Annotated in this window: 22 protein-coding genes and 1 riboswitch; of the genes, 5 read left to right on the top strand and 17 right to left on the bottom strand. The window is 61.1% G+C overall.

Annotated features, from left to right (window positions below):
* Positions 1 to 6 precede the first annotated feature (6 nt).
* Both amaB and EPK99_RS23805 read right to left on the bottom strand, forming a co-directional pair.
* Positions 7 to 1,548 carry an L-piperidine-6-carboxylate dehydrogenase gene (gene amaB, locus EPK99_RS23810; protein WP_128445588.1) on the bottom strand — a complete coding sequence of 514 codons (1,542 nt, stop codon included), beginning with the start codon at positions 1,546 to 1,548 and terminating at the stop codon, positions 7 to 9.
* 69 nt (positions 1,549 to 1,617) lie between these two features.
* Entirely contained in the window at positions 1,618 to 2,901 is a 1,284-nt protein-coding gene (locus EPK99_RS23805) for an NAD(P)/FAD-dependent oxidoreductase (protein ID WP_128445587.1), read from the bottom strand.
* A 98-nt stretch (positions 2,902 to 2,999) separates the two neighbouring features.
* Between EPK99_RS23805 and EPK99_RS23800 the strand changes: the two genes are divergently transcribed.
* Positions 3,000 to 3,908, top strand: a complete 909-nt coding sequence (locus EPK99_RS23800; RefSeq protein ID WP_128445586.1) for a LysR family transcriptional regulator — start codon at positions 3,000 to 3,002, stop codon at positions 3,906 to 3,908.
* Between the two features lie 66 nt (positions 3,909 to 3,974).
* Positions 3,975 to 4,211, top strand: a complete 237-nt coding sequence (locus EPK99_RS23795; protein WP_128445585.1) for an Lrp/AsnC ligand binding domain-containing protein — start codon at positions 3,975 to 3,977, stop codon at positions 4,209 to 4,211.
* A gap of 68 nt (positions 4,212 to 4,279) precedes the next feature.
* Here the strand turns inward: EPK99_RS23795 and EPK99_RS23790 are convergent, their stop codons facing one another.
* Together EPK99_RS23790 and purU are read right to left on the bottom strand one after the other, a co-directional pair.
* On the bottom strand, positions 4,280 to 4,477 hold the full coding sequence (locus EPK99_RS23790) for a hypothetical protein (protein WP_128445584.1): 198 nt from the start codon (positions 4,475 to 4,477) through the stop codon (positions 4,280 to 4,282).
* Positions 4,478 to 4,991: 514 nt separating this feature from the next.
* Positions 4,992 to 5,876, bottom strand: a complete 885-nt coding sequence (purU, locus tag EPK99_RS23785) for a formyltetrahydrofolate deformylase (protein ID WP_128445716.1) — start codon at positions 5,874 to 5,876, stop codon at positions 4,992 to 4,994.
* A gap of 345 nt (positions 5,877 to 6,221) precedes the next feature.
* Here purU and EPK99_RS23780 point away from each other — a divergent pair, with 345 nt between their 5' ends.
* Positions 6,222 to 7,229, top strand: coding sequence for a glycoside hydrolase family 5 protein (locus tag EPK99_RS23780; RefSeq protein ID WP_128445583.1), 1,008 nt, complete (start codon positions 6,222 to 6,224; stop codon positions 7,227 to 7,229).
* A 5-nt stretch (positions 7,230 to 7,234) separates the two neighbouring features.
* Here the strand turns inward: EPK99_RS23780 and EPK99_RS23775 are convergent, their stop codons facing one another.
* Genes EPK99_RS23775 through EPK99_RS23755 form a run of 5 tightly spaced genes read right to left on the bottom strand, consistent with a single transcriptional unit; the run spans position 7,235 to position 13,042 of the window.
* Positions 7,235 to 9,661 (bottom strand): glycoside hydrolase family 2 protein, encoded by a 2,427-nt coding sequence (locus EPK99_RS23775; protein ID WP_128445582.1) that lies wholly within the window; start codon positions 9,659 to 9,661, stop codon positions 7,235 to 7,237.
* The gene (locus EPK99_RS23770; protein ID WP_128445581.1) at positions 9,658 to 10,653 is read right to left on the bottom strand and encodes a DUF1839 family protein; all 996 of its coding nucleotides are present in this window, start codon (positions 10,651 to 10,653) and stop codon (positions 9,658 to 9,660) included. The genes EPK99_RS23775 and EPK99_RS23770 overlap by 4 nt, the downstream gene beginning before the upstream one ends.
* Before the next feature lie 4 nt (positions 10,654 to 10,657).
* Complete coding sequence (locus EPK99_RS23765) at positions 10,658 to 11,569, bottom strand: amino acid--[acyl-carrier-protein] ligase (protein ID WP_128445580.1); 912 nt, start codon at positions 11,567 to 11,569, stop codon at positions 10,658 to 10,660.
* A gap of 40 nt (positions 11,570 to 11,609) precedes the next feature.
* Positions 11,610 to 12,791 carry an acyl-CoA dehydrogenase family protein gene (locus EPK99_RS23760; protein WP_128445579.1) on the bottom strand — a complete coding sequence of 394 codons (1,182 nt, stop codon included), beginning with the start codon at positions 12,789 to 12,791 and terminating at the stop codon, positions 11,610 to 11,612.
* Positions 12,791 to 13,042 carry an acyl carrier protein gene (locus tag EPK99_RS23755; protein ID WP_128445578.1) on the bottom strand — a complete coding sequence of 84 codons (252 nt, stop codon included), beginning with the start codon at positions 13,040 to 13,042 and terminating at the stop codon, positions 12,791 to 12,793. The genes EPK99_RS23760 and EPK99_RS23755 overlap by 1 nt, the downstream gene beginning before the upstream one ends.
* Before the next feature lie 175 nt (positions 13,043 to 13,217).
* A riboswitch (TPP riboswitch) is annotated at positions 13,218 to 13,348 on the top strand.
* Positions 13,349 to 13,441: 93 nt separating this feature from the next.
* On the opposite strand from EPK99_RS23755, the gene thiC reads away from it, so the two are divergent.
* On the top strand, positions 13,442 to 15,253 hold the full coding sequence (gene thiC, locus EPK99_RS23750; RefSeq protein WP_128445577.1) for a phosphomethylpyrimidine synthase ThiC: 1,812 nt from the start codon (positions 13,442 to 13,444) through the stop codon (positions 15,251 to 15,253).
* A gap of 195 nt (positions 15,254 to 15,448) precedes the next feature.
* Here the strand turns inward: thiC and EPK99_RS23745 are convergent, their stop codons facing one another.
* Positions 15,449 to 16,498 (bottom strand): lysine-2,3-aminomutase-like protein, encoded by a 1,050-nt coding sequence (locus EPK99_RS23745; RefSeq protein ID WP_128445576.1) that lies wholly within the window; start codon positions 16,496 to 16,498, stop codon positions 15,449 to 15,451.
* Positions 16,495 to 17,565 (bottom strand): EF-P lysine aminoacylase EpmA, encoded by a 1,071-nt coding sequence (epmA, locus tag EPK99_RS23740; RefSeq protein ID WP_128445575.1) that lies wholly within the window; start codon positions 17,563 to 17,565, stop codon positions 16,495 to 16,497. Before epmA ends, EPK99_RS23745 begins: the two co-directional genes overlap by 4 nt.
* Positions 17,566 to 17,741: 176 nt before the next feature.
* On the opposite strand from epmA, the gene efp reads away from it, so the two are divergent.
* Positions 17,742 to 18,311: an elongation factor P gene (gene efp, locus EPK99_RS23735; RefSeq protein ID WP_128445574.1), complete on the top strand. Its 570-nt coding sequence runs from the start codon at positions 17,742 to 17,744 to the stop codon at positions 18,309 to 18,311.
* Positions 18,312 to 18,452: 141 nt separating this feature from the next.
* Here the strand turns inward: efp and EPK99_RS23730 are convergent, their stop codons facing one another.
* The 6 genes from EPK99_RS23730 to EPK99_RS25545 form a co-directional block, all read right to left on the bottom strand.
* Positions 18,453 to 19,898: an efflux transporter outer membrane subunit gene (locus tag EPK99_RS23730; RefSeq protein ID WP_128445573.1), complete on the bottom strand. Its 1,446-nt coding sequence runs from the start codon at positions 19,896 to 19,898 to the stop codon at positions 18,453 to 18,455.
* Between the two features lie 103 nt (positions 19,899 to 20,001).
* A complete protein-coding gene (locus tag EPK99_RS23725; RefSeq protein WP_128445572.1) occupies positions 20,002 to 23,112 on the bottom strand; it encodes an efflux RND transporter permease subunit in 3,111 nt (1,036 codons plus the stop codon).
* A gap of 44 nt (positions 23,113 to 23,156) precedes the next feature.
* Positions 23,157 to 24,368, bottom strand: a complete 1,212-nt coding sequence (locus EPK99_RS23720) for an efflux RND transporter periplasmic adaptor subunit (RefSeq protein WP_128445571.1) — start codon at positions 24,366 to 24,368, stop codon at positions 23,157 to 23,159.
* A 155-nt stretch (positions 24,369 to 24,523) separates the two neighbouring features.
* A complete protein-coding gene (locus tag EPK99_RS23715) occupies positions 24,524 to 25,126 on the bottom strand; it encodes a TetR/AcrR family transcriptional regulator (protein ID WP_164901876.1) in 603 nt (200 codons plus the stop codon).
* Between the two features lie 38 nt (positions 25,127 to 25,164).
* The gene (locus tag EPK99_RS23710) at positions 25,165 to 26,115 is read right to left on the bottom strand and encodes a phosphoribosylaminoimidazolesuccinocarboxamide synthase (protein WP_128445569.1); all 951 of its coding nucleotides are present in this window, start codon (positions 26,113 to 26,115) and stop codon (positions 25,165 to 25,167) included.
* A gap of 276 nt (positions 26,116 to 26,391) precedes the next feature.
* On the bottom strand, positions 26,392 to 26,622 hold a 231-nt coding region (locus EPK99_RS25545), incomplete at its 5' end, for a hypothetical protein (RefSeq protein ID WP_205909136.1).

Below are 26,622 nucleotides of genomic sequence, written 5' to 3'. Positions count from 1 at the left end.
TGTACTTTAGATCACGTCGAACTTGACGCCCTGCGCCAGCGGCAAGGTGCGGCCATAGTTCAGCGTGTTGGTGGCACGGCGCATATAGGCCTTCCAGGCGTCGGAACCCGATTCGCGGCCGCCGCCCGTTTCCTTTTCGCCGCCGAAAGCGCCGCCGATCTCGGCACCGGACGGACCGAGATTGACATTGGCGATGCCGCAGTCGGAACCCCTGTCGGAGACGAAGGCTTCCGCTTCGCGCATGTCATTGGTGAAGATGGAGGAGGAGAGGCCCTGCGGCACGTCGTTGTGCAAATGGAGCGCTTCGTCGAACTCCGAATACTTCATCACGTAAAGGATGGGCGCGAAGGTTTCGTCCTTCACCGGACCCGCCTGGGCCGGCATTTCCACGATAGCCGGGCGCACATAATAGGCGTCCGATGCTTCCTCGCCATGAACGCGTTCGCCGCCGGTCACCTTACCGCCCTCGGCTTTGGCGAGGTCCAGCGCCTTCTGCATTTTTTCGAACGAGCCCTTGTCGATCAGCGGGCCGACGAGATTGCCATCCTGCAGCGGAGAGCCGATCGTGACCGACTGGTAGGCCTTGATCAGACGGGGCACGAGCGCGCCGTAAACGCTGTCATGCACGAAGAGCCGGCGCAGCGTGGTGCAGCGCTGGCCTGCTGTTCCCATCGCGGAAAAGGCGACGCCGCGCAATGTCAGGTCGAGATCGGCGGTCGGGGTGACGATTGCGGCGTTATTGCCACCGAGTTCCAGGATGGAGCGGGCAAAACGCTGTGCCAGACGCGGGCCTACGGCGCGGCCCATTGCCGTGGAACCGGTGGCCGAAACCAACGGCACCTTCTCGTGGTCCACCAGCACTTCGCCGACCTCGCGGCCGCCGATCAGCAGTGTCGAGAGGTTCTGCGGTGCGCTGTTGCCCTCGGCGATATAGCGGGAGAGCGCCTTTTCGAAGATGGCCTGGGTGGCAAGCGCCGTCAGTGGCGTCTTTTCGGACGGTTTCCAGATGGTGGAATTGCCGCAGACGATGGCAAGCGCCGCATTCCAGGACCAGACGGCGACCGGGAAGTTGAAGGCGGAGATGATGCCCACAGGACCAAGCGGATGCCAGGTCTCCATCATCCGGTGCTCGGAGCGTTCCGTGGCGATGGTCAGGCCGTAGAGCTGGCGGGACAGGCCGACCGCGAAATCGCAGATGTCGATCATTTCCTGCACTTCGCCAAGACCTTCGGAGGTGATCTTGCCGACTTCGATAGAGACAAGACGCCCGAGCGCCGTCTTTGCGGCGCGCAGTTCCTCGCCGAGCAGCCGGACGAGCTCTCCGCGTTTCGGTGCCGGCACAAGACGCCATTCCAGGAAGGCGTGGTGGGCGGCATCGATCGCCTGCTTTGCATCGGCGGCGGTGACTTCCGGAAGGAGGCCGATCTGCTTGCCGGTGATCGGTGAACGGACGGCAAGCGTGCCGCCGGTGAAGCGGTCAGCAGCCACGCCGAGGTCGCTGAGAATGGTGTTCACTTCGGCGGCGAGATCAAGTTGGACAAGCGTCATGTCAGTCTCCGGTATCGAATGGGCGTCAATCTACAAGTCGGCTGCGTTTTCGCAATCCGTCGAATGGTGTCAGAAGCGCTCACCGGCCAAGTGGGCAAGCTGCGCGCCGGCCTCGTAATAGGCTTCCTTGATCGGCCGGAAGCCGGGCTCCTCGATCTGCGTCAGCGGCAGCGGCAGATCGGCCTCGGTGATCTCTCCCAGGATATGGCGGGCGAGAACCTTGCCGAAGCTGGTGCCCGGCGAAATACCTCTGCCGTTATAGCCGGAAAAGCCGATCACGTTGCGGCCGAATGTATGGAAGCGCGGCAGGGCATTGTCGGTCATGCCGATCTTGCCATACCATTCGGCCTCGAATTCCACCTCCGCCAGCTGCGGAAAGAGCCGCTTCAGCGAGCGCCTTGCCCAATTCTTGTGAACGGAGAGCCCGGTGCCGCGCAAGGCGCCGACCGAACCGAAGACGAGACGGCCGGCTTGGTCCATGCGGAAGGAGGAAAGCACGTCCTTCGTATCCCAACATCCTTCCCGGGAGGCCAGGATGGAGCGGCGCAAATTATCGCTGAGCGGTGCGGTGGCAAGGTTGAAATAGGGCAGGTGCACCTGTTCCCGCCGGACAGCTTCCCATGGCCCGGTGCTGTAGGCGTCGGTCGCGACGATGATCCAATCAGCCTTCACTTCGCCCGTCGCCGTACGGACGATTTTCCTGCCTTCGGCCTCGCTCGTTTCGGTGACGGCGCTGCCGGTATGAAGCTTCGCGCCAGCTTCGATGGCAGCCGCGGCAAGCCCGCGGGCATAGGCGAGCGGTTGAAGCGTGCCGGCGCGCATGTCGAGAAGAGCGCCGGAATAGGCCGACGAGCCAACACGGCGTTCCGTTTCCGCTGCATCCAATATGGTGACGGGGGCGCCGCGCTTCTGCCATTGGCGAGCCCGTTCTTCCAGTTCCTTCACACCCTGCGGCCCCACGGCCAGATGCAGCGTTCCGCTCTTTTCGAACTCGCAGGCGATACCGTGCTTCTCGATGAGCTCGCGCACGAGGTAGGGGCCGTTGCCGAGCAGGTCCAGCGCTCGCTCGCCGTAGAGATCGCCAAGATGTTTCGGAAAATCGTCCGGCATGACCCACATGCCGGCATTGATCAGGCCGACATTGCGGCCAGCGCCGCCGAAGCCGATTTCGGCCGCCTCGAGAAGGCGCACGTCCACACCGGCTTCCGCGAGATGAAGTGCTGCCGAAAGGCCGGTATAGCCGCCGCCCACGATCACCACATCGGCAGAGACGCTGTCCTCCAGGCGCCGGGTCAAAGGCGCAGGCGGGGCAGTCTTTTCCCAGAGGCCGTGGGAGCGAGCGTCGTTCAGCATATGCGATTGTCCGGAACATTGCGTCTCAACTCTTTACAAGTCGCCGTTCCCCGTGAATATCGACTTGTTCTCAACAGGTCATTCACTGGAGGAATGACATGCTGCCTCCGCGGCGCTTCCTGCCTTCCTTTTCCCTGCTTGCGGCCTTCGAAGCGGCGGCCCGAACGGGCAGCGTCACCGCGGCTGCCAACGAACTTGGCCTCACCCAAAGCGCCGTCAGCCGTCAGATCTCGGCGCTGGAGCGGCAGCTTGGCGTGGGGCTCTTCCTGCGCGAGCGGCAGACCATCCGCCTTACGCCGGCTGGCGACACTTATGCCCGTGAAGTTCGCGAAGCATTGCGACGCATCTCCAATGCCTCGCTGAACCTACGAGCCAATCCGGCTGGCGGTACGCTCAACCTGGGCGTCCTACCGTTTTTCGGCACGCGCTGGCTGACGCCGCGCATTGGTCGCTTCCTCCATGCGCATCCGGATGTGGTCCTCAACCTCGTCACCCGGCTGGAGCCGTTCGATTTTCGCTTCGACACGCTGGATGCCGCCATTCATTTCGGCGCGGCCCGATGGCCGGGTGCTTCGATGGATTTCCTCATGGACGAGGAGGTCGTGCCGGCCTGTAGTCCAGCCTTCAAGGAGAGGCATGGACTTGCGGCTGCAACCGATCTGCGCCGGGCGCCGCTCCTGCATCTCAACACACGGCCGGATGCCTGGGAACTATGGTTCGCCAGGCAGGATGTGCCCGTGGAAGCGCTGCACGGCATGCTGTTCGATCAATTCGGGACCATGGTCGAGGGGGCCGCGGCGGGCCTTGGCGCGGCGCTGCTCCCGCGTTTTCTGATCGGTCGGGAACTGCAGCAGGGCCTCCTCGTGCCGGCGGTTCAAGCCGAGGTCATGCAGACGGGGCAATATCACTTGGTCTATCCACCGGATCGGGTGACATATTCGCCGCTCGCAGCCTTTCGCGGGTGGATGGCTGGCGAGTTCGAATCGGAGCGGCTTGCGCAAGCCTGACGCTTGGGCCAATAGTCGCTCGTCACCCTCCCGATCGCCAGTGCGGTCTATTGGCGGAAGAGATCCATGAAGCCCATTTTCCTGCAATTGCGGTGCAAACCCGGCCAGACCTATGAGGTTGCGGACGCGATCTATAAGACCGAGCTCGTCTCCGAGATTTATTCCACCAGTGGTGAGTGGGACCTGCTTCTCAAGGTCTATATCAGCGAGGGTGAGGAAATCGGCCGCTTCGTCAACGAGAAGATCGCCTGCATTCCGGGCATAGAGCGCTCGCTCACGACCATCACTTTCACCGCTTTCTGACCAGCTTCAAGCATGAAAAAGCCGCCCGAATGAAGCCGGACGGCTCTTCTTAAGGTTTCGGATCGTGACTATACGTGTGTGCTGGGCGCGGTGTTGCGCGCCCGCACGAGATCGCGAATGGCAAGACGCACCTCGTCGGGCGTGTCGAAACGCTGCTCGTCGAGATCGATCACGTGGAACTTCACGGCAATGAATTTCAACCGGTCTTGATCTGGAACGACGATACCGACGGGCTCGCCGCCGAATTCGATAACTTGCTTCTGCATGGCAGACTCCCGCTATGGCTGCTGTGCAGCTCTGGCGAATGAATTTCAGGAACGTGAACTGAAGGGTTACATTCGACAGCACGGAAGGGAGCAGCGATCCGTGCCGATCATTGCAATCGCGCTCGCGTATCGGGCGGAGACGATAAATTCATCAGACATGTCACTCTCCCTGTTGGCGTTGCGCGGCACCGGCCAAATGGGCTCGGCGGAACGATGATGGTCTCTATGTGATTCCAGCAAATGGATCAACGAATATCCATCTATATGGAATTTTTTTCTGACTGATGACAGGAAGGCGGCAGAAATGTGAAATTTCATTCGCCTATGCCTGTCTTGCAGCCGAGCCAGATATTGGGTGGCGATCGGCCCCGAACAAGACGCCGGATGTGAAGTTTTCGTGACTTCAGCGCAGCCAGGATTGCCCCTGCGTTCGAGGGGAGGATTGCCGTCTGATGAAGCAAACAGAAAAGCCGGGGTGTTCCCCGGCTTCAGGTTATCGACCTTTTCTTTATCCTCAGCCCATGCGTTCAGAGGCATAGCTGCCTGGGCTTGGCGGGAAAACCACGGTGCGGTTGCCGTTGATGAAGGTGCGATGATGGATGTGGGCATGAATGGCGCGGGCCAATACCTGGCTCTCCACGTCGCGGCCAAGTGAAACGTAGTCGTCCGGCGATTGAGCATGGGTGATGCGAACCGTATCCTGCTCGATGATCGGGCCTTCGTCCAGATCGCCCGTCACATAGTGCGCCGTCGCGCCGATCAGCTTCACGCCGCGCTGATAGGCCTGCTTGTAGGGGTTGGCGCCCTTGAAGCTCGGCAGGAAGGAATGGTGGATATTGATGATCTTGCCCGACATTTTCGAGCAGAGCTGGTCCGACAGCACCTGCATGTAGCGAGCGAGCACGATCAGTTCGGCACCGCTCGATTCGACCACTTCCAGCAGTTGTGCCTCGGCCTGGGGCTTGTTGTCCTTCGTCACCTTGATGTGGTGGAAGGGAATGTCGTCGTTGACCACCAGTTTCTGGTACTCGAAATGGTTGGAAACGACGCCGACGATGTCAATCGGCAACGCGCCGATTCGCCAGCGGTAGAGCAGATCGTTCAGGCAGTGGCCGAAGCGCGAGACCATCAGCAGCACCTTCATCCGGTCCTGCCCGTCGAAGATGTCCCACTCCATGGAAAACTTTTCGGCGATCGCCGCGAAGCCTTCGGTCAACAGGGCGCGATCGGCGGTCTCCTCGGAGATGAAGCTGACGCGCATGAAGAATTTGCCGGTGTCGAGGTCATCGAACTGCGAACTGTCGATGATGTTGCAGCCCTTTTCCGCAAGGAAGCCAGAAATGGCGGCCACGATCCCACGGGTCGACCTGCATGTCACCGTCAGCACATAGTTCTTCATCTCTCGCCCTTTCGGCATGAACTGCGTCTTGTATACATGGTGGAGCTATTGCAGCGTATTCAGCATCTGAATAACGCAACAAATCGGCATTCCACTCATCTCATCAAAATTATGTGTACAGAGCCTGCTCCGCAACTCCGTTTTCTGCTCAGAGTTTGATGGCAAGCTTAGGGATGACTTGACAAAATTCCGTTCCCTTTGCGTCTTTCATGCGTTTATCACCGCCGCAACAGCGATCATGCAGGGGTAGGAGTTTTTTGTCGGCATCTGTTACAGCTTGGAGCGGTGATTGTGGAGGAAGAGGTGAAGAAACATCATGGATGGGGTTCCGTCATCAGGAGACAAATGTTGACGGCGCTTGGCGCGGCAACCTTGATGGCGCAACCCGTCATGGCCGATCAGGCATGCCTGCGCGGCATCAATCTTGCCGGGGCGGAATTCGGCAAGCCGGGCCAGGCCTATGGGAAGGGCTACACCTACCCCAGCGCCCAGACGGTGGCCTACTTCATCGACAAAGGATTTAAATCCGCGCGCCTGCCCTTTCTCTGGGAGAGATTGCAACCCAGGCTCTACAAGGATTTCAATGCGGCGGAAGCGAAGCGGCTCGTCCAGTCGGTGGATGGGATGCGCACGAAAGGCATGGTGGTCATTCTCGATCCCCATAATTATGCCCGCTACAATGACAACCTGATCGGATCGGATGAGGTGCCGCAGAGCGCTTTCACCGATTTCTGGCGCAGGCTGGCCAGCCTTTTCGCGGGCCGCAACGACGTCATTTTCGGCCTCATGAACGAACCTTACGAGATTGGCGCAGAAGACTGGCTGTCGGCGGCCAACAGTGCGATTGCGGCTATTCGGCAGACGGGTGCTCGGAACCTCGTCCTCGTGCCGGGGACGGCTTGGACCGGAGCGCATAGCTGGTTCAAGGGAGATTACGGAACGCCCAATGCGTCGGTGATGCTCGATGTGGCCGACCCTGCGGGTAATTTTGCCTATGAAGTTCACCAGTATCTGGATACGGATTTTTCCGGCAAGAATGACGAATGCTCGCGGGCTGCTGATGCGGTGAAGGCGATCGGCGATTTTTCCGACTGGCTTCGCAGCAACGGACGTCGGGCATTCCTTGGAGAATTCGCGGTGCCCATGGCAGCCGCCTGCCAGCCTGCCTTGGCGCAAATGGTGTCAGCCGTAGAGCAGGCGCCCGATGTCTGGCTCGGCTGGTCCTATTGGGCGGCCGGAGACTGGTGGAAGCCGGACGAACCGCTTAATATCCAGCCCGTCAAGGGTGGGGACCGTCCCCAGATGCAGACGCTTTCGCAGATCTTCGGCGAACATGCGACCTGCGGCCGCTGACCGGCTCAGAAAGCCGCTGGTTGCTTGCTGCCAATCGCACGAATGGAACCTGCGGGCCTGGGCGGCGTGCCGGTCAAGGGTGCGAGGCAGATCATCTTCGTGATGCCGGGCGCGAGGTGGAAGCTATTGTCCGATGGGCGATAGCCGGGGCAGTCGATGCTGACGGATTGCGCGAACACGTCCGTTGAAAGCTCCAGCCAGGTGCCGTCTTCGCTTTCGCGCCGCATCACTCTGATGTTCGGGTCATGGGTGGCCTGGGTGCGCCCCAGCGGGAAATGGAAAGCTTCCGCCAGGATGCTCCCGCCATCGGCGCTCATCAATCGGGCAACCGTCACGTCATGGGAAGGCGGACCGAAGCGATAGGCGTAATTGGTGTCGAAGAAGGCGCCGAACAGTTCCACGCTGGCGATGCTTTCGCTGCTCCGGGGCGCGAGCACCAGGTCGCGTTGTCCGCTCACCACCGGCATGCGGCCCTGACGGAGGCAGACGAGTTCAAGGCGCACCGGCACCGCCTCCGATGTCTCGTTCAGCAGGTGGATGTCGAGCCCATTGGTGCCTTCATCGGCAAGCACGACCTGTAGCGGGCGGAAGGCACGCTTCAGGGCGTACCAGGCAGGCTTGGGCCGCCCGTCAACGTCCACCACGCCCCAGCCCGGTCCAGGCATGACATCCTGAAAAGTGAATGTCAGCGCACCGTTGCAGGTCGAACCGGGCCGTCGCCATTCGGCAAAGGTCGCTTCCATGACCTCGCCGGTGACGGCGCGGGATAGCGCCAGATAGCGCTTGAAATCAGTATTGCGGAGATGCGAGGGGTCCACCCCATAAAGCTCGCGGAGATAGTGGTCGCGCACATCCTCGAAATCCCAGTCTGCGCCTGGGTCGCGAGGAATGCTGGCCTTGCCTCCGGCAAGCGTGTCCGCATCGGAGAGGTTGGAAAAGGCAAGGCATTCGGCGGCGAAGCGGATGTTGGCGCGGCGCGCATCGTCCAGGGAACGCATATAGCCGCCAACGCCGTAGTAATGGGCCACGCCCGCATTGGGGTAGAAGGGCAGGTGTCCGCCGGATGGGGAATTGGCGACATAAGGGAGGTCCGGCCGATGCTCCTGCGCCAGGCCGCGCAGCAGTTCCTCGCAGAGTGGTCCTTTCCAGATGCCTTCCGGCAGGCCAAGCATGGCGCCCTGCTGATAGATTTCGCTGCCGCCACACAGGATCGCCAGCGATGGCGAGACCTGCGTCTTCTGCAAGAACTGAGCGACTTCCGATTTCACGTGAATCACGAAGCCGGGGTCGGCGACCGGGTAATCGAAATTGGCGAACATGAAGTCCTGCCAGACCATGATGCCCAGCTCGTCGCAGAGTGCGAAGAAGTCGGGGCTTTCGTAGACGCCGATCCCTGGCACACGGATCATGTTCATGCCCGCGTCTTTCGCGAGTTCTAGCCAAGGCTTGTAGTCGGCACGGTCGCCGGGCAGCCCCGCAATGTCGGCGCTTGTCCAGACGGCGCCGCGACAGAAGATTTTTTCGCCGTTGACGATGACGGCAAAATCGTTGCCGTCGGCTCCCCGATCTACCGAGAGGCTGCGGAAGCCGGTGCGGGCGAGAGGAAAATCCTCCCCGTCCACGCGTAGCGTCACCTCGTAGAGGTCCGGCGCGCCATGGGTATGTGGCCACCAGGGTTTTACATCCGGCAGCCGAAGCTCGGCCGAATGGATGCCGTCGCTTGCGCTGAAACCTGCCTCGATCCCGCCGCAGGCAAGTCGCAGGCTGCTTGCGGAGCCTTCATAGGCAAACCGCACGGCAAGCCGACCCGTGCCGCCCTCGAGATGGGCGGACAGGGAAAGATCGCAGAGCGTGTGCTTGCGCGGTCGGATCAGGGTGATGGGTCGCCAGGGACCGCCGGCTTGGATTTCCGGCGCCCATCCCGGCATGAAGCCAAGCGCCGTCATGCGGATCAGGCGAATGCCCTGGTTGTTCATCAGCCGCGGCCGCCAACGCGCACGCGGTCCGCTTCGCTCCAGATGCGGCTTCAGGGCCCGAAAGCAGATCGACAGGGTCCCGCTGCCCGTCAATGCAACCGGTATGTCATGAGCCTCGAACATGCTGTCCGACGAGAGGATCAGCGCATCGTCCAGGAAGATTTCCGCAATCGTCGCCAGCCCCTCCAGCCGAAGGATAGCTGGACCAGGCGTTTCGTCCGATAGCGATCGTTCGTACCAGATATCCTTGTCGATCAGCGGCACGGGAGCATCGCGGTCGAACAGGCCTGCCGCCTGCAGTGCAGATGCTGCCGTACCGGGCACGAGCGCCGGAATCGAGCCTGCCTCGGCCGGTAGCGCGCTTGGGAGTGCGTAGGCATCCGGTTCGCACACGAGCAGGGACCAGCCTCCGTCGAGCCGGAGGGTCTCTGCGCCAAGGTAGTGCTTGGCGCTCACGCGGCCTCGCGTGAAAGGTCGAGCGTTTGCGAAAGATCGGCCATCAGCAGGTCCCAGGCTTCGGCCGCCGGATCGAGGGCCGCCATCAGCGGCTCGAACTTCTTGCGGCTGACGGCGCGGGCAAGCTGGAACTGCGTCGATTTCGCGACCTCCGAGATCCGCAGCGCCTGCCGTTCCGGCTCGGCAAAAGCCGCATTGTTGAGCCAGGCCAAATGGCTTCCCAGCAGTTCGAAATTGGCGCCGAGCTGGCGCAGCGTGTTGAAGGCATATTTATGGAAGAAGCCGAAATCCCGTTCGGCCAGCGCCCGCACCTGATCGGGGAAAACCGATGAGAAGGCCCGGAGGGGATTGTCCGTCGGCCGACGCGCAAAATGGTGCCGCAGCAGCTTCCAGGCGGTCTCGCGGATCATTTTAGCTGCCGGATATTCCACTGGAAATTTTGCGAATTCCGCATAGGGCAGGAAGGGAAGCGACTCCAGGCTGGCGTCCAGCTGGAACAGGCCCTCCAGATCCTCGCCCGAGAGGGTGAAGAAGCCGCCATTGTGGAAGTAGTCGAGTTCGCGCGCGTCAAGGTCGAGGCGGTTGATCGCCACCGTCGTCTTGCCGTGTTCCTTGCCATAGGTCAGTCCGCGCGTATCGGGCAGGTAGAAGCTGTCCAGCTCCAGCAGAGCCAGGCGGCCGCGGCTTATCTGCTCGATCACATGCCGCTCCGGCCGGTCGAAGATGGCGAGTTCCGTTACCCGAATGCCGTAGAGAGCTTCCAGATCCTCCAGCGGCACCTTGAAGAAGGTGAACTGGTCGCCTTCGAAATCCTGCGTCAGCGTGAAGCCGAGCATGGCCTCTGGCGCAAGGCCCTGGGCCGACAGCACCTCGATCCAGAGATCGAGGTAGCAGTTGGTCTCGGGCCACATACGCTCCATCGAATGCAGCGCATGGGGTGCGTAGCGCGCCGGATCGAGTGCCGGGAATACAGTGGGCTTGCGGGTCGTCATTGCGTCAGCCCCAGAGGGTCGCCCGGACGCTTTCCGGCCAAGTCTTCACGTCCAGCCCATGCGTGTGGAACAGCGCCAGCGCAATTCGTTCCAGGCCGAAACCGACACAGGCTGTGTGGGCGACGCTGCCGTCTTCCAGGTTCAGGCCCCATTTCTGGCCGAACGAATCCTGATGGTAATTGAAGCTCATGCAGGCGGTCGGATTGGCAGTCGAGGTGATGGGGATCAGCAGCTCGAATTTCAGGTTCTGGTCGCGCTGGTTGTTGACTAGCATCTTGCCGGCGCGCCCGAAGAAGGGGTCGTTGGCGATGTCGATCGTCACCTCGAGGCCGACCGACGTCATCATCTCGACGCCGCGGTCCATCCACAGCTGGCGGAAATCGGTGACGTGGCTCTCGGTGCCCATGCAAACATATTCGCGCATGCGAAAAAGCTGCTGGCGGGCCGGGTCCTTGGACGGCTCGTGGCGGAAACAGTAGCTCTGCAGGTCGAAGAGGGCGCCGCTGCTCGGCAGCTTGCCGCGGCGTGCCACCGTCGGGTAGAGCGGGTAGCAGGCGGCAGGCGTCAGCACGATATCCGTCGCTTTCTGACCCTCGGTCCAGTCTTGCTCGCCCACTTCCATGCACTTCAGCAGGCTCATATGGTCGAGCTCGCTGCCGCAGAAGGAGTGCACGGTGCCGGCGAGCTGCGGAAAGCTCTTCATATAGCCGCTCTTTTCGAAGAAGGCGCGGTTCATGCCCGGCGGAAAGCGCATGGCCTCCGCATCGTCGGGGCCGCCGACACGATCGATCAGCCGCTCGAAGGCGGCGATCACCTCTTCGAACTGTCCGCTGCGGCCGTAAAGGCCATCGACGCCGGTGTCGATCAGCAGACCTGCATCGAACAGTCGGTCGAGAAAGGAAACTTGCATGTCCATGGCTTCACCTCATTGTCTATGGTTGGCCTGAAGGATGGCGTCAGCCGACCAGGCTGGTATCGGGTTTCTGCACGAGCAGCATGGTCGATGTATTGCTCAGGATACGGTCGTTGGAGATCATCAGCTGCGCCGAATGAGCATCTCGTAGGTGCCGGCCGAGGCTGTAGGGCGTGCCGTTCTTGTAGCCCATGATGCCGCAGACGATCATCGCCTGATTGATGATGGTGAGGATTGTCTCCGAGGAGGCGAGCTTGATGTTGTTCATGGCAATCGAGAAGGCCATGGAAGACAGTTGGTCCGGATCGGCCTTGGCGTCTTCATAGGTCTTGAGACCGCACAGGATATTGGATTTCAGGAGCTGCAGAAGGCTTGTGGCTTCCGCTAGCCTCAGCGTGCCGGGCGGCGTGGTGCCGCCGCTCTTGCGGGCGGCTGCCCGTACGAAAGCCTGGGCGCGGGACACAGCATCGGCGGCAATGCCGAACCAGACGCCGCTCCACAGCAGATGGGAATTTGCTAGCATGGACTGTGCCGCGATTTCGGCAAAAGGCTTGGGGAAGATCTGCACAGAAGGCGCTTCGCCCTTGAAGAGGAAGCCGTCGGAGCAGGTGCCGCGCATACCGAGCGTATCCCAGGTCGCGGTTTTTTCCAGGCTGTACTGGCCCTGGCGGAACACCGTCATCACCTGGTCGCTCGGAGCCGCCTTTTCATGGGCGCGGGAGGTGATCATGATGGCATCCGCATGGGCGCCATAGGAAATCACGGTCGAGTCCTTGGTTAGCCGGCAGGTCTCGCCATCCACGTCGATGGCGCAGATCGAGTTGCGCAGGTTGCCGCCTATGCCGCCTTCCGTGGTCGCCGAGGCGACAAGCAGCTGGCGTGCGCCAAGCTCGCGCATGAAGTCCACGTGCCAGGCGCTTTCCGCGCCGTGCTCCACCAGGCTCGATACCTTGATCTGGTGCATGGCAAAGACCATGGCGGCCGCAGCGCAAGCCTGGCCGAGGATAGAGCAGACCTCCGCCAGTTCACGGGTGGTGGCCCCTTCGCCCCCGAGGCGGCTCGGTATCTGAAGACCAAGCAGGCGCTCGGTCTTCATGGCGCTGACGGCTTCCTGGGGAAAACGTGCCTCGCGGTCCACCGCGTCGGCAAATTGCGCCGCGACCGCAGCGACGCGATGGGCGCGCGCGCCCAGGCTCATGTCGGTTGCAAGTGCGGCGAGGCTCATCAAGCGGCCTCTTTGCTTTTCAGGATATGGGTCAGCGTCTGCTCGATCGCGGCAATACTGGCAAAGGATTTGCGGTTCAGCAGGCTGTCTGGAAATTCTATGTCGAAGGCTTCTTCCAGGCCCAGCATCAGCTGAACGGAGGCAAAGGACGACAGTCCTACCGCATAAAGGTCCGCGTCATCGGCCAGTTCGGCCACAGGCACCGGCAGTCCGCCTACCTTGCCCAAGAGTTCGCGAATGGTCTCGTTCATCTCGACGTCTCCGGATCGTTCGTTTCGCTCTCATCGCTGCCAAACTTCTATGATGGAAAGCATAAAATTCCGGTAAGCAACGTGGTGAATATCGGGATGCGGGATTCAATAAAATCCAAGTAAATCCGGGCCAATGTTCCAGCTTGACAGATCCCACTCGTAGGGTTCTGATGCAGGCATTCACCAGGGGGGTCCCGCAAGGGGCTGAGATTCTGCTGGGCATTACGGCTTTGCCGTTTGCGGCGCAGTGACCCGTTGAACCTGATCCAGTTCATACTGGCGTAGGGACGGTGCGAGCGCTGCGTGGCCAAAGGACGCCCATAGTCCGTTGGCGCCAGGCGTTTTTTCATCTTTCCAGCACGGGAACTGGGTCTCCACATCAAAACTGGAGCCTCACCCATGACCATAGCAACCCCCACACCCGTTCCTGCCGTGACGACAGGCCCGCTGCCCGCCTCACAAAAAGTGTTCAAGGCCGGGACGATCCATCCGCAAATCCGGGTGCCGATGCGTGAGATCGCGCTTCATCCGACAGCAGGCGAACCGCCCGTTACGGTTTACGATTCATCCGGTTCCTACACGGATCCGCGTGTGCCAATCCGGATCGAATCAGGCCTGCCGCGCGTGCGCACAACATGGGCAGAGGCGCGCGGCGACGTGGAAAGCTATCAGGGCCGGATCGTCCAACCGGAGGACAATGGCTTCGTTTCCGGCGATCGCCTGACGCCGGAGTTTCCGCTGTGCAACAGCCCGCTCAGGGCCAGGGAAGGTCAGGCCGTCACCCAGCTTGCCTATGCCCGCGCCGGCATCATCACGCCGGAGATGGAGTTCATCGCCATCCGCGAAAACCTCGGGCGACAGGCACCAGCCAAGGCGCTGCAGCGCGACGGCGAAAGCTTCGGCGCCCATATCCCGGATTTCGTCACGCCGGAATTTGTACGGCGCGAAGTGGCCGAGGGACGCGCCATTATTCCCGCCAATATCAACCACCCGGAACTGGAGCCGATGGTGATCGGCCGTAACTTCCTGGTCAAGATCAATGCCAATATCGGCAATTCCGCCGTCACATCCTCGATGGAGGAGGAAGTGGAGAAGATGGTCTGGGCCATTCGCTGGGGCGCCGATACCGTGATGGACCTCTCTACCGGCCGGAATATTCACAATATCCGCGAATGGATCATCCGCAATTCACCAGTGCCGATCGGCACGGTGCCGCTCTATCAGGCACTGGAAAAGGTGGGCGGCATTGCCGAGGATCTCAGCTGGGAGGTCTACCGCGACACGCTGATCGAGCAGGCGGAACAGGGGGTGGATTATTTCACCATCCATGCGGGCCTGCGCCTGCATTACATCCCGCTTACCGTCAACCGCGTCACGGGCATCGTCTCGCGCGGCGGTTCGATCATGGCGAAGTGGTGCCTGCATCACCACAGGGAGAGCTTCCTCTACGAGCATTTCGACGAGATCTGCGACATCGCGCGCGCCTACGACGTGTCCTTCTCGCTTGGCGATGGCCTGCGCCCGGGTTCGATCGCCGATGCCAATGATGCGGCGCAGTTCGCGGAACTCGAGACGCTGGGCGAACTCACGAAGATCGCCTGGGCGAAGGACTGCCAGGTGATGATCGAGGGTCCCGGCCATGTCCCCATGCACAAGATCAAGGAGAACATAGACAAGCAGTTGGCCGTGTGCGGCGAAGCGCCCTTCTATACGCTCGGACCGCTGACGACAGATATCGCCCCCGGCTACGATCATATCACGTCCGGTATCGGGGCGGCGATGATCGGCTGGTTCGGTACAGCTATGCTTTGTTACGTCACGCCCAAGGAACATCTCGGCCTGCCGGATCGCGATGACGTAAAAACCGGCGTCATCACGTACAAGATCGCCGCCCATGCGGCGGATCTGGCCAAGGGGCATCCGGCCGCTCAGCTTCGAGACGATGCGCTCAGCCGCGCCCGCTTCGAGTTCCGCTGGGAAGACCAGTTCAACCTCTCGCTCGACCCGGAGACGGCACGGAGCTTCCACGACGAGACCCTGCCGAAGGAGGCCCATAAGGTGGCGCATTTCTGCTCCATGTGCGGGCCGAAATTCTGCTCTATGCGGATTTCGCACGATATCCGCGCCGAGGCGCAAAAGGAGGGTTTCAAGGCCATGGCCGCAAAGTACCGCGACGGGGGCAATCTCTACATGCCGGCCGAAAAGGGCTGACCGCCACAACGGGATTTGTGCAAGCCGAGGGAGGAGAAATGAGCCGGGACTTCTCCTCCCTTCAATGACTTGACCTCATCGTCATCCCCGCCCGTCATGAGCATGCCTACAATCATCCCGCTTCCATCTAAACCGTAACGTGCGGCCAGGTGGAAGAGGTGAAAGCCATGGCAGCAGGACGGGTAGCAGCTCTATTCACGCCTGCGGAGGATATCGGTGCTCGCCGCCGCGGAAGTCGGCAACCGAGTAGCAGCCGTCCCCGTAGCGGATGGCATTCTCGCCGATCACCGCCTTGCCGTGGCCGCCCGGAATATCCAGTACATAGGTGGGTTGGCAGAGCCCGGAGATCGTGCCACGCAGGGCCGAGACGATCTTCTGGCCCTCGGCGATCTCCATGCGGAAATGGCTAGTGCCTGGGGCGAGGTCGGGATGGTGCAGGTAATAGGGCTTGATCCGGGTTTCGACGAACCCTTTCATCAACGCGCCAAGGATCGCCGGATCGTCGTTGACGCCGCGAAGCAGCACCGTCTGGCTGACCATGGCAATGCCCGCGTCGATCAGGCGGGCGCAGGCCGCCCGGGCGGCGTCGGTCAGCTCGCGGGGATGGTTGGCGTGGAGTGCGACATAGGTCGTCTTGCCGCTCGCCTTCAATGCGGCGATGAGCGCACCATCGATATGGTCCGGATCGACCACGGGAACACGGGTGTGGAAGCGGACGATCTTGACATGAGGTATCGCCCCGAGTGCTTCCATGATTGCCGCCAGCCGCCGCGGGGACAGCACCAGCGGGTCGCCGCCCGTCAGGATGACTTCCCAGATGTCGGTATCGGCCCGGATATAGTCCATGGCAGCCGCCATCTCGTCTGGACCGAGCGTGCCCTCCCCCTGCGGCCCCACCATTTCGCGGCGGAAGCAGAAGCGGCAATAGACGGGGCAGACATGCACCGCCTTCAGCAGCACGCGGTCGGGGTAGCGGTGAACGATTCCCTTGACCGGGCTGTGGGCGGCATCGCCGATCGGGTCTGCCCGTTCTTCCGGGAGGGTCAGCAATTCGGCCGGATCAGGAAGAAATTGCCGGGCGATCGGATCGGCGGGGTCGTTCCGGTTGATCAGGCCGGCAATGGCCGGCGTGACCGCGATGGCATAGCGATCGGCGACCGTCTGGATCTCCGCCAGACGGTCGCGGTCCAGCAGTCCGGCATCGGCCAGGTCCTGCGGTGTCTTCAGGGTGCGAGCGGCCGTCACGAAAAGGCCTCCGCGACCGGCGCCCACATGACCTGCTCGATGCGGCTGGCGCCGGTTGCCAGCATGGCGAGGCGATCGAAGCCGAGCGCCGCACCGCTGGCTTCAGGCATGATAGTCAATGCGTCCAGAAAATCCTCGTCCAGCGGATAGGTCTCGCCGTAGATGCGCGCCTTTTCCGCCATGTCGTGCTCGAAGCGGCGGCGCTGTTCGCCGGCATCGGTCAGTTCGCCAAAGGCATTGGCCAGTTCGACGCCGCAGGCATAGAGCTCGAAGCGTTCGGCAACGCGCGGATCCCGTGGCGAGGGGCGGGCAAGGGCTGCTTCGGAAATGGGGTATTCGCAGAGGATCGTCGCGCGGCCCTGACCGAGATGGGGCTCGATCCTGTCCACCAGCACCTTGCTGAACAGGTCGGGCCAGGTGTCGTCCTCCGACACCCGCATGCCGGCAGCGACCAGGGCTGCTGCCAGCCCGTCGCGGTCGGTCTCGCCGGAGGCGGCGACGGAGGAGAGGAGGTCGATGCCTGCATAACGGTCGAAAGCGTCGGCCAGCGTCAGGCGCTCCGGCTCGGCGAATGGATCGGCCTGCATGCCGCGATAGGCGAAATGGCGGATGCCTGTGGTTTCGGCCGCCAGCCGCAGGATATCGGCACAGTCGGCCATCAGCCGGTCATAGGGCTCGCCGACGCGATACCATTCAAGCATGGTGAATTCCGGATGGTGGATCGGCCCGCGCTCTCTGTTGCGGTAGACATGCGCAAAGGTGAAGATACGGCTCTCGCCGGCGGCAAGCAGTTTCTTGGCTGCAAATTCCGGCGAGGTGTGGAGGTATAGCGGCGCCCGGCCGCCATCCATGGCCACCGCCTCCGTCGCGAAGGCATGCAGATGGGTTTCATTGCCGGGCGAGACCTGAAGCGTCGCCGTGTCCACCTCGACGAAATCGGAGGCGCCGAAGAAGCCGCGCAACGCCGTCTGCACGGCATTGCGGCCCATCAGGAAGGGGCGCCGGTCGGCATGATTGGCGGGCTCCCACCAGGCGGAGCGGGCCGAGATCGGGTCTGGCAGCGTCATTTGCGGCTTTCTTTGCCGGTCCCTGCCGGCAAGGCTTCCACTTTGCACGGTTTTGCGGTAATTCCGCCCGGAAAACAGACGATCCGTTGCTTGCCGCTCCGAGGAGCCGGCTGTCGATTGGTCCTCTACGACGCATCTTCGGCCGTTACAAGCCGGTTGGCACGATAAGGAATCCCATGGTCAAGGTCATCGCCTCTTCCGTCCGCAAGGGCAACGTCATCGATGTCGACGGCAAGCTCTACGTCATCCTCACTGCGGAAAACTTTCATCCGGGTAAGGGCACGCCCGTCACGCAGGTCAATATGCGCCGCATCGTCGATGGCGTGAAGGTGTCCGAGCGCTGGCGCACGACCGAGCAGGTCGAGCGGGCCTTCGTGGAAGACGTGAACTTCCAGTTCCTCTACGAGGATGGCGAAGGGTTCCATTTCATGAACCCGGAAAGCTATGACCAGGTTGTCGTGGACGTCGACACGATGGGTGACCAGAAGGCCTATCTCCAGGAAGGCATGACTTGCATCCTGTCCATGCACGAAGGCGTGGCTCTTGCCATCCAGCTGCCGCGTCACGTCACGCTGGAGATCGTCGAGACGGAACCGGTGACCAAGGGCCAGACGGCGTCTTCGTCCTACAAGCCGGCCATGCTTTCCAACGGTATCCGCACCAACGTTCCGCCGCATATCGATGCCGGCACCCGCGTCGTCATCGCGACCGAAGACAATTCCTACGTGGAACGTGCCAAGAACTGATTGGCTGGCGGCGGTTTGACCACGGTCTGATCGTCCACGCTCCTGATGTTCATGATAAAAAACCTCCGAAGTCTGACTTCGGAGGTTTTTCGTGTGGGAATATGTAAAGCGGGCCGGCGAACCGGCCCTTGGCAGATGGGCTTAGTTTTTCGTCACCAAAGCGACCTTGGATGAAGCCACCGTTGTGCCGACTGCATAGCCGCCACCGACAGCGACGTTGAGCGAGACGTAATCCTGGGCCATCTGCTGAACCGCTGCGGCAAGGCTGGCCTGAGCCGTCGATACCTGACGCTGTGCGTCGAGGACGTCGAGCAGCGAAGAGGCGCCGTCGCGGTAGCTGGCGGTCGCAAGCTGCAGAGCTTCCTGGTAGGATTTGACGGTTGCCTGCAGTGCCGAGACGGTACGGCCGTCGCGGGAAACGGCGGCCAGTCCGTTCTCGACTTCCTCAACGGCTCTCAGCACCGTCTGCTTCCAGCTCAGATAGGATTCGCGCGCCTGGGATTCGGTCGAGGACAGATTTGCCCTGAGCGCGCCGCCATCAAAGATCGGCAGGCTGAGCGAGGGTCCGAACGACCAGGACAGAAGGCCTGCCTCTCTGGAACCGGACTTGAGGTAAGACGGCGTGATCGAGCCGCCGAGCGTGATCGACGGATAGAGCTGCGCCTCGGCGACGCCGACATTGGCAACCGCGGCGGCAAGCGTCCGTTCGGCGGCGCGAATATCCGGACGGTTGCGGATGAGGTCGGCCGGGATGCCGGCTTTCGGGTTGAAGCGCGCCACCGGCTGATGGGTCTGTTTCTGCAATTCGGCCACAAGAGTCGATGCCGGGAGGCCGAGCAGGGTTGCGACGCGATGGGCTGCGCTGCGGAAAGAGGTTTCGAAGCCTGGAATATCGCTCAGCGTGGAATTCACCAGACCTTCTGCCTGAACCACGTCGAGGCGCGAAGCGGCACCGGCTTCCAGCTGAAGCTTGGTAAGGTTCAGGGTCTCGCGGCGGGACCGCAGGTTCTCCTGCGCGATCGCGATGCGCTCCTGGTAGTAGCGAACATCGATATAGGCAGCGACGACGTTGGACAGAAGCGTCAGGCGTGCCGTGTCGACGCTGGAATAGGCGACGTCGAGATTGGCGAGCGCTGCTTCCTTTGACCGGCGATAGAGGCCGAAGAGATCGAGGAACCAGGAGGCGCTCAAGCCGCCGTTGACGCTGGTTTGCGGTGCGCTCGCTGCCAATGCGCCGCCATTGCCGCCGATGTCCTTGCTGCCGCTGCGTTGCGCCTGCGAGGAGAGGTCGAGCGAGGGAAGCGAACCCGCGCCGGCACTGACCACATTGGCCTGCGCTTGATTAATGCGCTCAAGCGCCTGGAGAATGTCGAGGTTCTGAGCGAGGCCCTGATCGACATAGCCGTTCAAGCGACGATCGCTGAAGGCAGTCCACCAGGCATTTTTGGCAATGTCGCCATTGCTCATCTTCGACCCCTCGCCGAATTTCGCCGGTAAGGCGATTTGCGGAGGCGTGTGGTCGGGGCCGACGACGCAGCCGGATAAGAGAAGCAGGACGAGAGGAGCGGCTACGCGAATGGATGTCATGACTTGGTCCCAAAGGCTTACTGATGACTTCGCGTATGCGAAGCATCTAACTGCGGCCGCCGACTCACCCGCCGGCGGCTCGGGCTAGCAATCCGTTAACAGATCACACTGTCTTCTCTTTTTTTTCACGATTTGATAACCGCCGAATTACAACAAAGAAGGATGGAACGAAGAAAATTCCGAGTAGTGTTGCAGAAAGCATACCACCCAGCACGCCAACGCCGATTGCATTCTGCGCGGCGGACCCGGCACCGGTCGCAACCGCCAGTGGTACGACGCCCAAAATGAAGGCAAGCGAGGTCATGATGATGGGGCGCAGACGCAGCCGGGCTGCTTCGAGCGTCGCCTCCACAATGCCCAGGCCATGCTCCTGCCTTTCCTTTGCAAACTCGACGATCAGGATGGCGTTTTTGGCTGCAAGACCGATTGTGGTGAGCAAGCCGACCTTGAAGTAGACGTCGTTCGACTGACCCAGCAAGGTCGCCGCGGCGACGGCACCCAGCACGCCCACCGGAACCGCCATGATCACGGAGAACGGGATGGACCAGCTTTCGTAAAGAGCCGAGAGGCACAGGAACACGATCAGCAGCGACAGCGCGTAAAGCAGAGGCGCCTGCGAACCGGACAACCTTTCCTGGTAGGAGATGCCCTGCCAGGCAACGGTGTAGCCGCCATCCATCTGCGAGACCAGCCGTTCGACCTCGTTCATCGCATCACCGGAGCTGACGCCTGGCGCCGAGGCACCTTCCAGGGAATAGGCGCTGACGGCGTTGAATGCGGAAAGCGAAGGCAGTCCGTTTTCCCACTTCGCTTCCGTAAACGACGAGAAAGGCACCATTTCATTGCTGGAGTTTCGCGCATTCCAGAACTTCAGGTCTTCAGACTGCATGCGATAGGGCGCATCGGCCTGAACATAGACCCTCTTGATCTTGTTGTTGAGCGTGAAGTCGTTGACGCGGCTGCCGGCGAAGATGGTCGTCAGCATGGAGTTCGCGTCGGAAATTCCAACCCCCATGGCGCTCAGCTTCTCCTGGTCGAGGATGAGCTTGACCTGGCTTTCCTCGTCGCGGTCATTGGCGCGCATGGCGGTGATCTTGCCGCTGCCGTTGGCAGCCTGGATCAGCTGCTTGGCGACCGTAGCGAGTGCGTCGGCGCCCCGATTGCCGGTATCCACGAGGTACATGGAGAAGCCGCTGGAGTTGCCCATGCCCTGGATGGCAGGCGGCAGGATCGGGAAGACCTGGGCTTCGCGAATGGTGAAGAAGTAGCCCATGGCGCGCTTGACGATGGAAGCCGCAGCCTCCTTCTCGTCGCTGCGCTCGTCGAAGGGCTTTAGGCTGGCGAAGACGAGAGCGTTGTTCTGGCCCTGTCCGTTGAAGCTGAAGCCGTTGACGGCAAAGACCGAATCTACGCCGTCCTTCTCCTTGTCAAGATAGTAGCTCTCTACCTTCTTGAGCACTTCTGCGGTCTGGGCCGCCGTCGCGCCGTTGGGAAGCTGAATGATGGTCATCAGGGCTCCCTGGTCTTCCTGGGGAAGGAAGGAGGAGGGGAGCCGGGCGAAGAACCATGCGCATCCGCCGACCACGACTGCAAACAGGAGCATGATTCGGAAGGGACGTTTCAGCAGATACCCGATGGTTCCGACATAGCCATTGGTGGTCTTGTCGAAGCCGCGGTTGAACCAGGCGCCGACACCCTTGCCCTTCTTGTGGTGATCGATCGGCTTCAGGATCGTCGCGCAGAGCGCCGGTGTCAGAACGAGTGCGACCAATGCGGAAAGGAGCATGGCCGATACGATGGTGACGGAGAACTGCCGGTAGATGATGCCGGTCGAGCCGCCGAAGAAGGCCATGGGAATAAAGACGGCGGTCAGCACCAGGGCGATGCCGACAATGGCCCCGGTAATCTCGCCCATCGACTTCTCGGTCGCCTCCAAGGGGCCCAGACCTTCCTCGGCCATGATGCGTTCGACGTTTTCCACGACGACGATGGCGTCATCGACGAGGAGGCCGATCGCCAGAACCATGGCGAACATGGTGAGCGTATTGATGGAGTAGCCGGTCAGCGACAGTATGCCGAACGTGCCAAGAAGAACCACGGGTACGGCGATCATCGGAATGAAGGTCGCGCGCAGGTTCTGCAGGAAGACGAGGAGCACGACGAAGACGAGGACGATAGCCTCGATCAGCGTGTGGATCACCTTTTCGATGGACAGCGATACGAAAGGCGTCGTGTCGTAAGGATAGATGACCTTGACGTTCTGTGGCAGGCTCGGCGCGATCTGGGCGAGCTTGCCTTTCACGACCGCGGCGGTATCCAGCGCATTGGCGCCGGTGGCCAGGTTGACGGCAAAGCCCGAGGCCGGTTGGCGGTTGGAGCGGGAAGTGGTCGTATAGGCTTCAAGCCCGATTTCGACACGCGCTACATCGCTGAGGCGGACATTGGCGCCGCTGGTATTGACCTTGAGGATGATGCGTTCGAAATCCGACACGGTGGTGAGCTGGCTCTGGGCCGTCATGGTGACGTTGAGCTGCTGGCCTTCCACGGCGGGCAGTCCGCCGACCGAGCCGACCGACACCTGGGTGTTCTGGGCCTGGATGGCCGAGGTGACGTCCGCAGGCGTCAGCTGGAACTTCTTCAGCTTGAAAGGATCCAGCCAGACGCGCATGGCATAGGCCGAACCGAAGGAATTGATGCTGCCGACGCCCTCCAGGCGCTTCACCTGATCCTCGATCTGGGTCGAGAAAATATCTCCGAGATCGGCGGAAGAGCGCTTGCCGTCCGTCGAGACCAAGGCGCCCACGAGCAGGATGCTCGACGTTGATTTGGTGACTTCGACGCCGAGATCCTGGACGATCGAGGGCAGCTGCGAGCTGACCAGCTGGAGCTTGTTCTGCACCTGGACCTGGGCGATATCCGCATTGACGCTATTGTCGAAGGTCAATGTTACCGTGACCTGGCCGGTCGTGGAGGACGAAGTCATGTAGGTGAGACCGTCAAGGCCGGTCATGCCGTCCTCGATGATCTGCGTGACGGTCTTTCGGACCGTATCGGCGCTGGCGCCGGTATAGCTTGCGCTGATGCGCACCGTAGGCGGCGCCACTTCGGGATATTGGGAGATGGATAGCGTGTTGATCGCCAACAGGCCGCCCAGCATGATGACGATAGCGATGACCCATGCAAAGATCGGTCGCCGGATGAAGAACTTGGCCATGGTTTAGATCCTGATCACGATGTTGCCGAGTTGGTCATGGGACATCATGATTTCGGCGCCGGGGCTTTGGCGTTGGGGTCTGCGGGCTTCTCGATAATGAACCCCTTTTCGTCCACCTCTGCCGGAATCGGGTTCACGACCGCATTGTCGGTGATACCCTGGAACCCATCGAGGATCAGCCTGTCGCCATCTGCGACATTGTCGCTGACCAGCCAGTTGTTCCCGGACAGTCGGCTCGAGCGGAAGGTCCGTGTTTCCACCTTGTTGTCGGCAGTCACGAATTTCGCCGTCAGCTCGCCGTTGGCGTTGCGCCCCGCGGCGCGCTGGGGAATGGGGAAGCCCGCTTCCTTGCCAACCGTGATCGTTGCCCGGACGTACATGCCGGGCAGGATGAGATTGTCGGGATTGTCGAACAGGGTGCGGATGGAAACGGTGCCGGTTGTGGTGCTGACCGCCATTTCGGACATATCCAGCTTGCCGCTATGAGGGTATTCGGAGCCGTCCTCCAGCGTCAGGCGAATGTCGGTTCCTTCCGTCTTCTCCTTCTGCGACAGAGTTCCAGAAGCGATTGCCTTCTGAAGACGCAGCAGGTTGACGCTCGATTCGTTGAGCTGGATGTAGATGGGATTGATCTGCCGCAGCGTCATCAGCGCATCGGTCTGACTGGCCGTCACGACGTTGCCAACGGAAAAGGCGGTGGCGGAGGTCACGCCGTCGAAGGGCGCGCGCACTTCCGTCAAGCGCACATTGATCTGGGCGGTCAGAAGCGTGGCCTTGGCCTGCGACACCGATGCCTTTGCCTGGAGCAGGGTGGTCTGCGCGTCCTCGAATTCCTTCTGGGAGGCGCCGCTATTGGCTAGCCGCTGGTAACGCTGCAGGTTGGCCTCGGCTGCCGGCACGCTCACCTGTGCCTTTTCCAGTTCCGCCTGGGCTTCCGCCAGCGAAGCGAGATAGGTCTCGTCATCGATCTTGTACAGGAGGTCGCCCGCCTTGACGAAGCTGCCTTCCTTGACCGGAATATCCTTGATGATACCGCCGACGCGTGGGCGTACGGAGGCCGTCTGGAAGGCTTCCGCGCGACCCGACAAAACAGTCGTGACCGGCTCTTCGGCTTTCTTTATGACCAGAACGCTGACGGGGCTTGGCGGCTTCTGCTGCCCGCCGGGAGTTCCCCCTGCCGCCTTCTGGTCGGAATCGCTGCAGCCTGCCAGAAACGCGGCGACAAGGAGGGGGAGAATAAGTTTGCGTCCGGTCATGGCGTTATCCGAGAGCGAGGGTTTGCGCGATGCCGATCAACGACAAGGCGTTTGGCGGCAGCGGGAATGGTAGCGTTTATCCGGCGGTCGGAACAGTGATGGAAGACAAGAGTTTCCGATGCGGCGATTTCTCAAGTGACGTAAGTGAAAAATCGTCACTTCGCAAGGGGGTTTTGCAACGCAGCATTCACAAGCGCGGCAAGGCCGTCACACCGTTCGCGTAACTCCGCCTCATCGGCCCGCATTAGGAAGACGGGGTGCAGGACGCTGGCGAAGGCGGATCCGACATTGCGGGTGATCGCGCTGTCCTCGGTGCATTTGTAGACGCCAGTCTCGATTCCGTGGCGGACAAGGTTTGCGAAAAGGTTCTCGATGAGCTGTTTATAGTGCCGGCCACTGGGCAGATCTGCCTCGGAGACGACGACCAGCATCTCGAAGAGATAAGGGTTCTCTTTAATATCGGCCAGATGGGTTTCCATCAGCCTTCGAACCGCAATGACCAGCCGTTCCGGCGCCGCAATCGGTTCGTCGAAAGCCTGGAAGCGGCCGATCATCTGGACGACATGGCGTTCGCAAATCGCGTCGGCGAGCGCTGTCTTGGAGTGAAAGTGTTTGAAGACGTTCGCAGGCGACATCTTTAACTCGGCGGCAAGATTGGCGATGGAGAAGGCAGTCAGGCCCTTCTTGCGCAGCAGGATCTCCGCGGCGGCCAGAATGTCATCCCGCGTTTCTTCGGCCTTGCGCCTTGGTCTTCGCACGCCATCCTCACGACGGCCGGTGCCCCGGCCCAGATTTGTCACTTAGCTGTAAAGAAGGACTGGAGGTTCTTGCGAATGCGGTCAAGCACCGAAGAAGTGCCTGTATCGGGCGTGAAACTCTGTCCCGTAATCGTCTGATAGGCGGTTCGGTAGACGTCCGCCGTTTCCTCAATAAGGGCGTCGGGGATTTGCGGGATCTCGTCCTTGTAAGGATCGCAGCGTTCCACCACCCAGGCCCGGATGAAGTCCTTGTCGAAGCTTTTCGGGCGGCTGCCCGTGCGAAATGCCTCCGCATAGCTGTCGGCAATCCAGTAACGACTGCTGTCGGGAGTGTGAATTTCGTCAGCCAGGATGATCCGGCCGGTTTCGTCCGTGCCGAACTCGTATTTGGTATCGACGAGGATCAGCCCCCGTTTCGAAGCAAGTTCCTGGCCGCGGGCGAAGAGGGCAAGGGCGTAGCGCGATACGGTGTCCCACTGTTCATGAGTGAGGAGACCTCCTTCGACGATCTGGCTTGGCGATAGCGGCTCGTCGTGGCCTCCGTCGAAAGCCTTGCTCGTGGGCGTGATCACGGGAGCGGGCAGGATTTCGTTGTCCTTCAGCCCGTCGGGGAGGTGCAGCCCGTACATGTCACGCATGCCCTTGCGGTAGAGTGTCAGCAGCGATGTGCCGGTGGTGCCGGCCAGATAGCCGCGAACGACGATTTCGACCGGCAGGATATCGAGCCGTTTGCCAATGACGACATTCGGATCCGGATAAGAGATGACATGGTTGGGGCAGATATCCGACGTGGCCTCGAACCAGTAGCGCGCCGTCTGCGTCAGCACCTGGCCCTTATCAGGAATGGAGGCCAGGATTCTGTCGAAGGCGCTAAGCCTGTCGGTGGCGATGATGATGCGGCGTCCATCGGGCAGATCGTAGTTCTCGCGCACCTTGCCGCGGTAGTAATTGGGCAGTTCCGGGATATAGGCTTCGCTGAGGCTACGCACGGGCAGGAGCTTTCGGATAAGATGATGATGGCTTCGCTATCGCATGGTTTGCCGGACCGATACAAGGATGGGAGGTCGCCGTGCTCATTCACGGGCCTTGGTCCAGATCTTATCGCCCGTATAATGTTCGCGCGCGTAGCAACCCCTGATCCGGTTTGAACGGCGCGCGCAGATACCCATTTCGCTCCTATAAGACCCCGGAGGTTTTTCACCGCCTTGTTGAGTGTTCTTTCGCGTCTTCTGGGAGTGTTTTAGGCTCGACGTTTCTGAATACCGTTATGAATCAAACGCTTGTTGATTTTCTTGGAATTTTTTCAGGACCTGTGTTGACTTGTTTGGTGTGATGGATTTATAACGCCGCTCACTGACGAGGGCGGCGTCGCTGCTAGCGACGAAGTTCTTCGTTCTGAAGAAATCCAAGAGAGATTGGCATTTTGCTGATGGGCCGGTTTTAACGGTTGGGTCCTGGATTGAAGACGTGTCTGTCATAGTTTGACGATGTGTCGG

It is taken from the genome of Neorhizobium lilium, from assembly GCF_004053875.1.
Classification (GTDB): domain Bacteria; phylum Pseudomonadota; class Alphaproteobacteria; order Rhizobiales; family Rhizobiaceae; genus Neorhizobium; species Neorhizobium lilii.
This window is presented reverse-complemented; position numbering and strand designations above follow the sequence as displayed.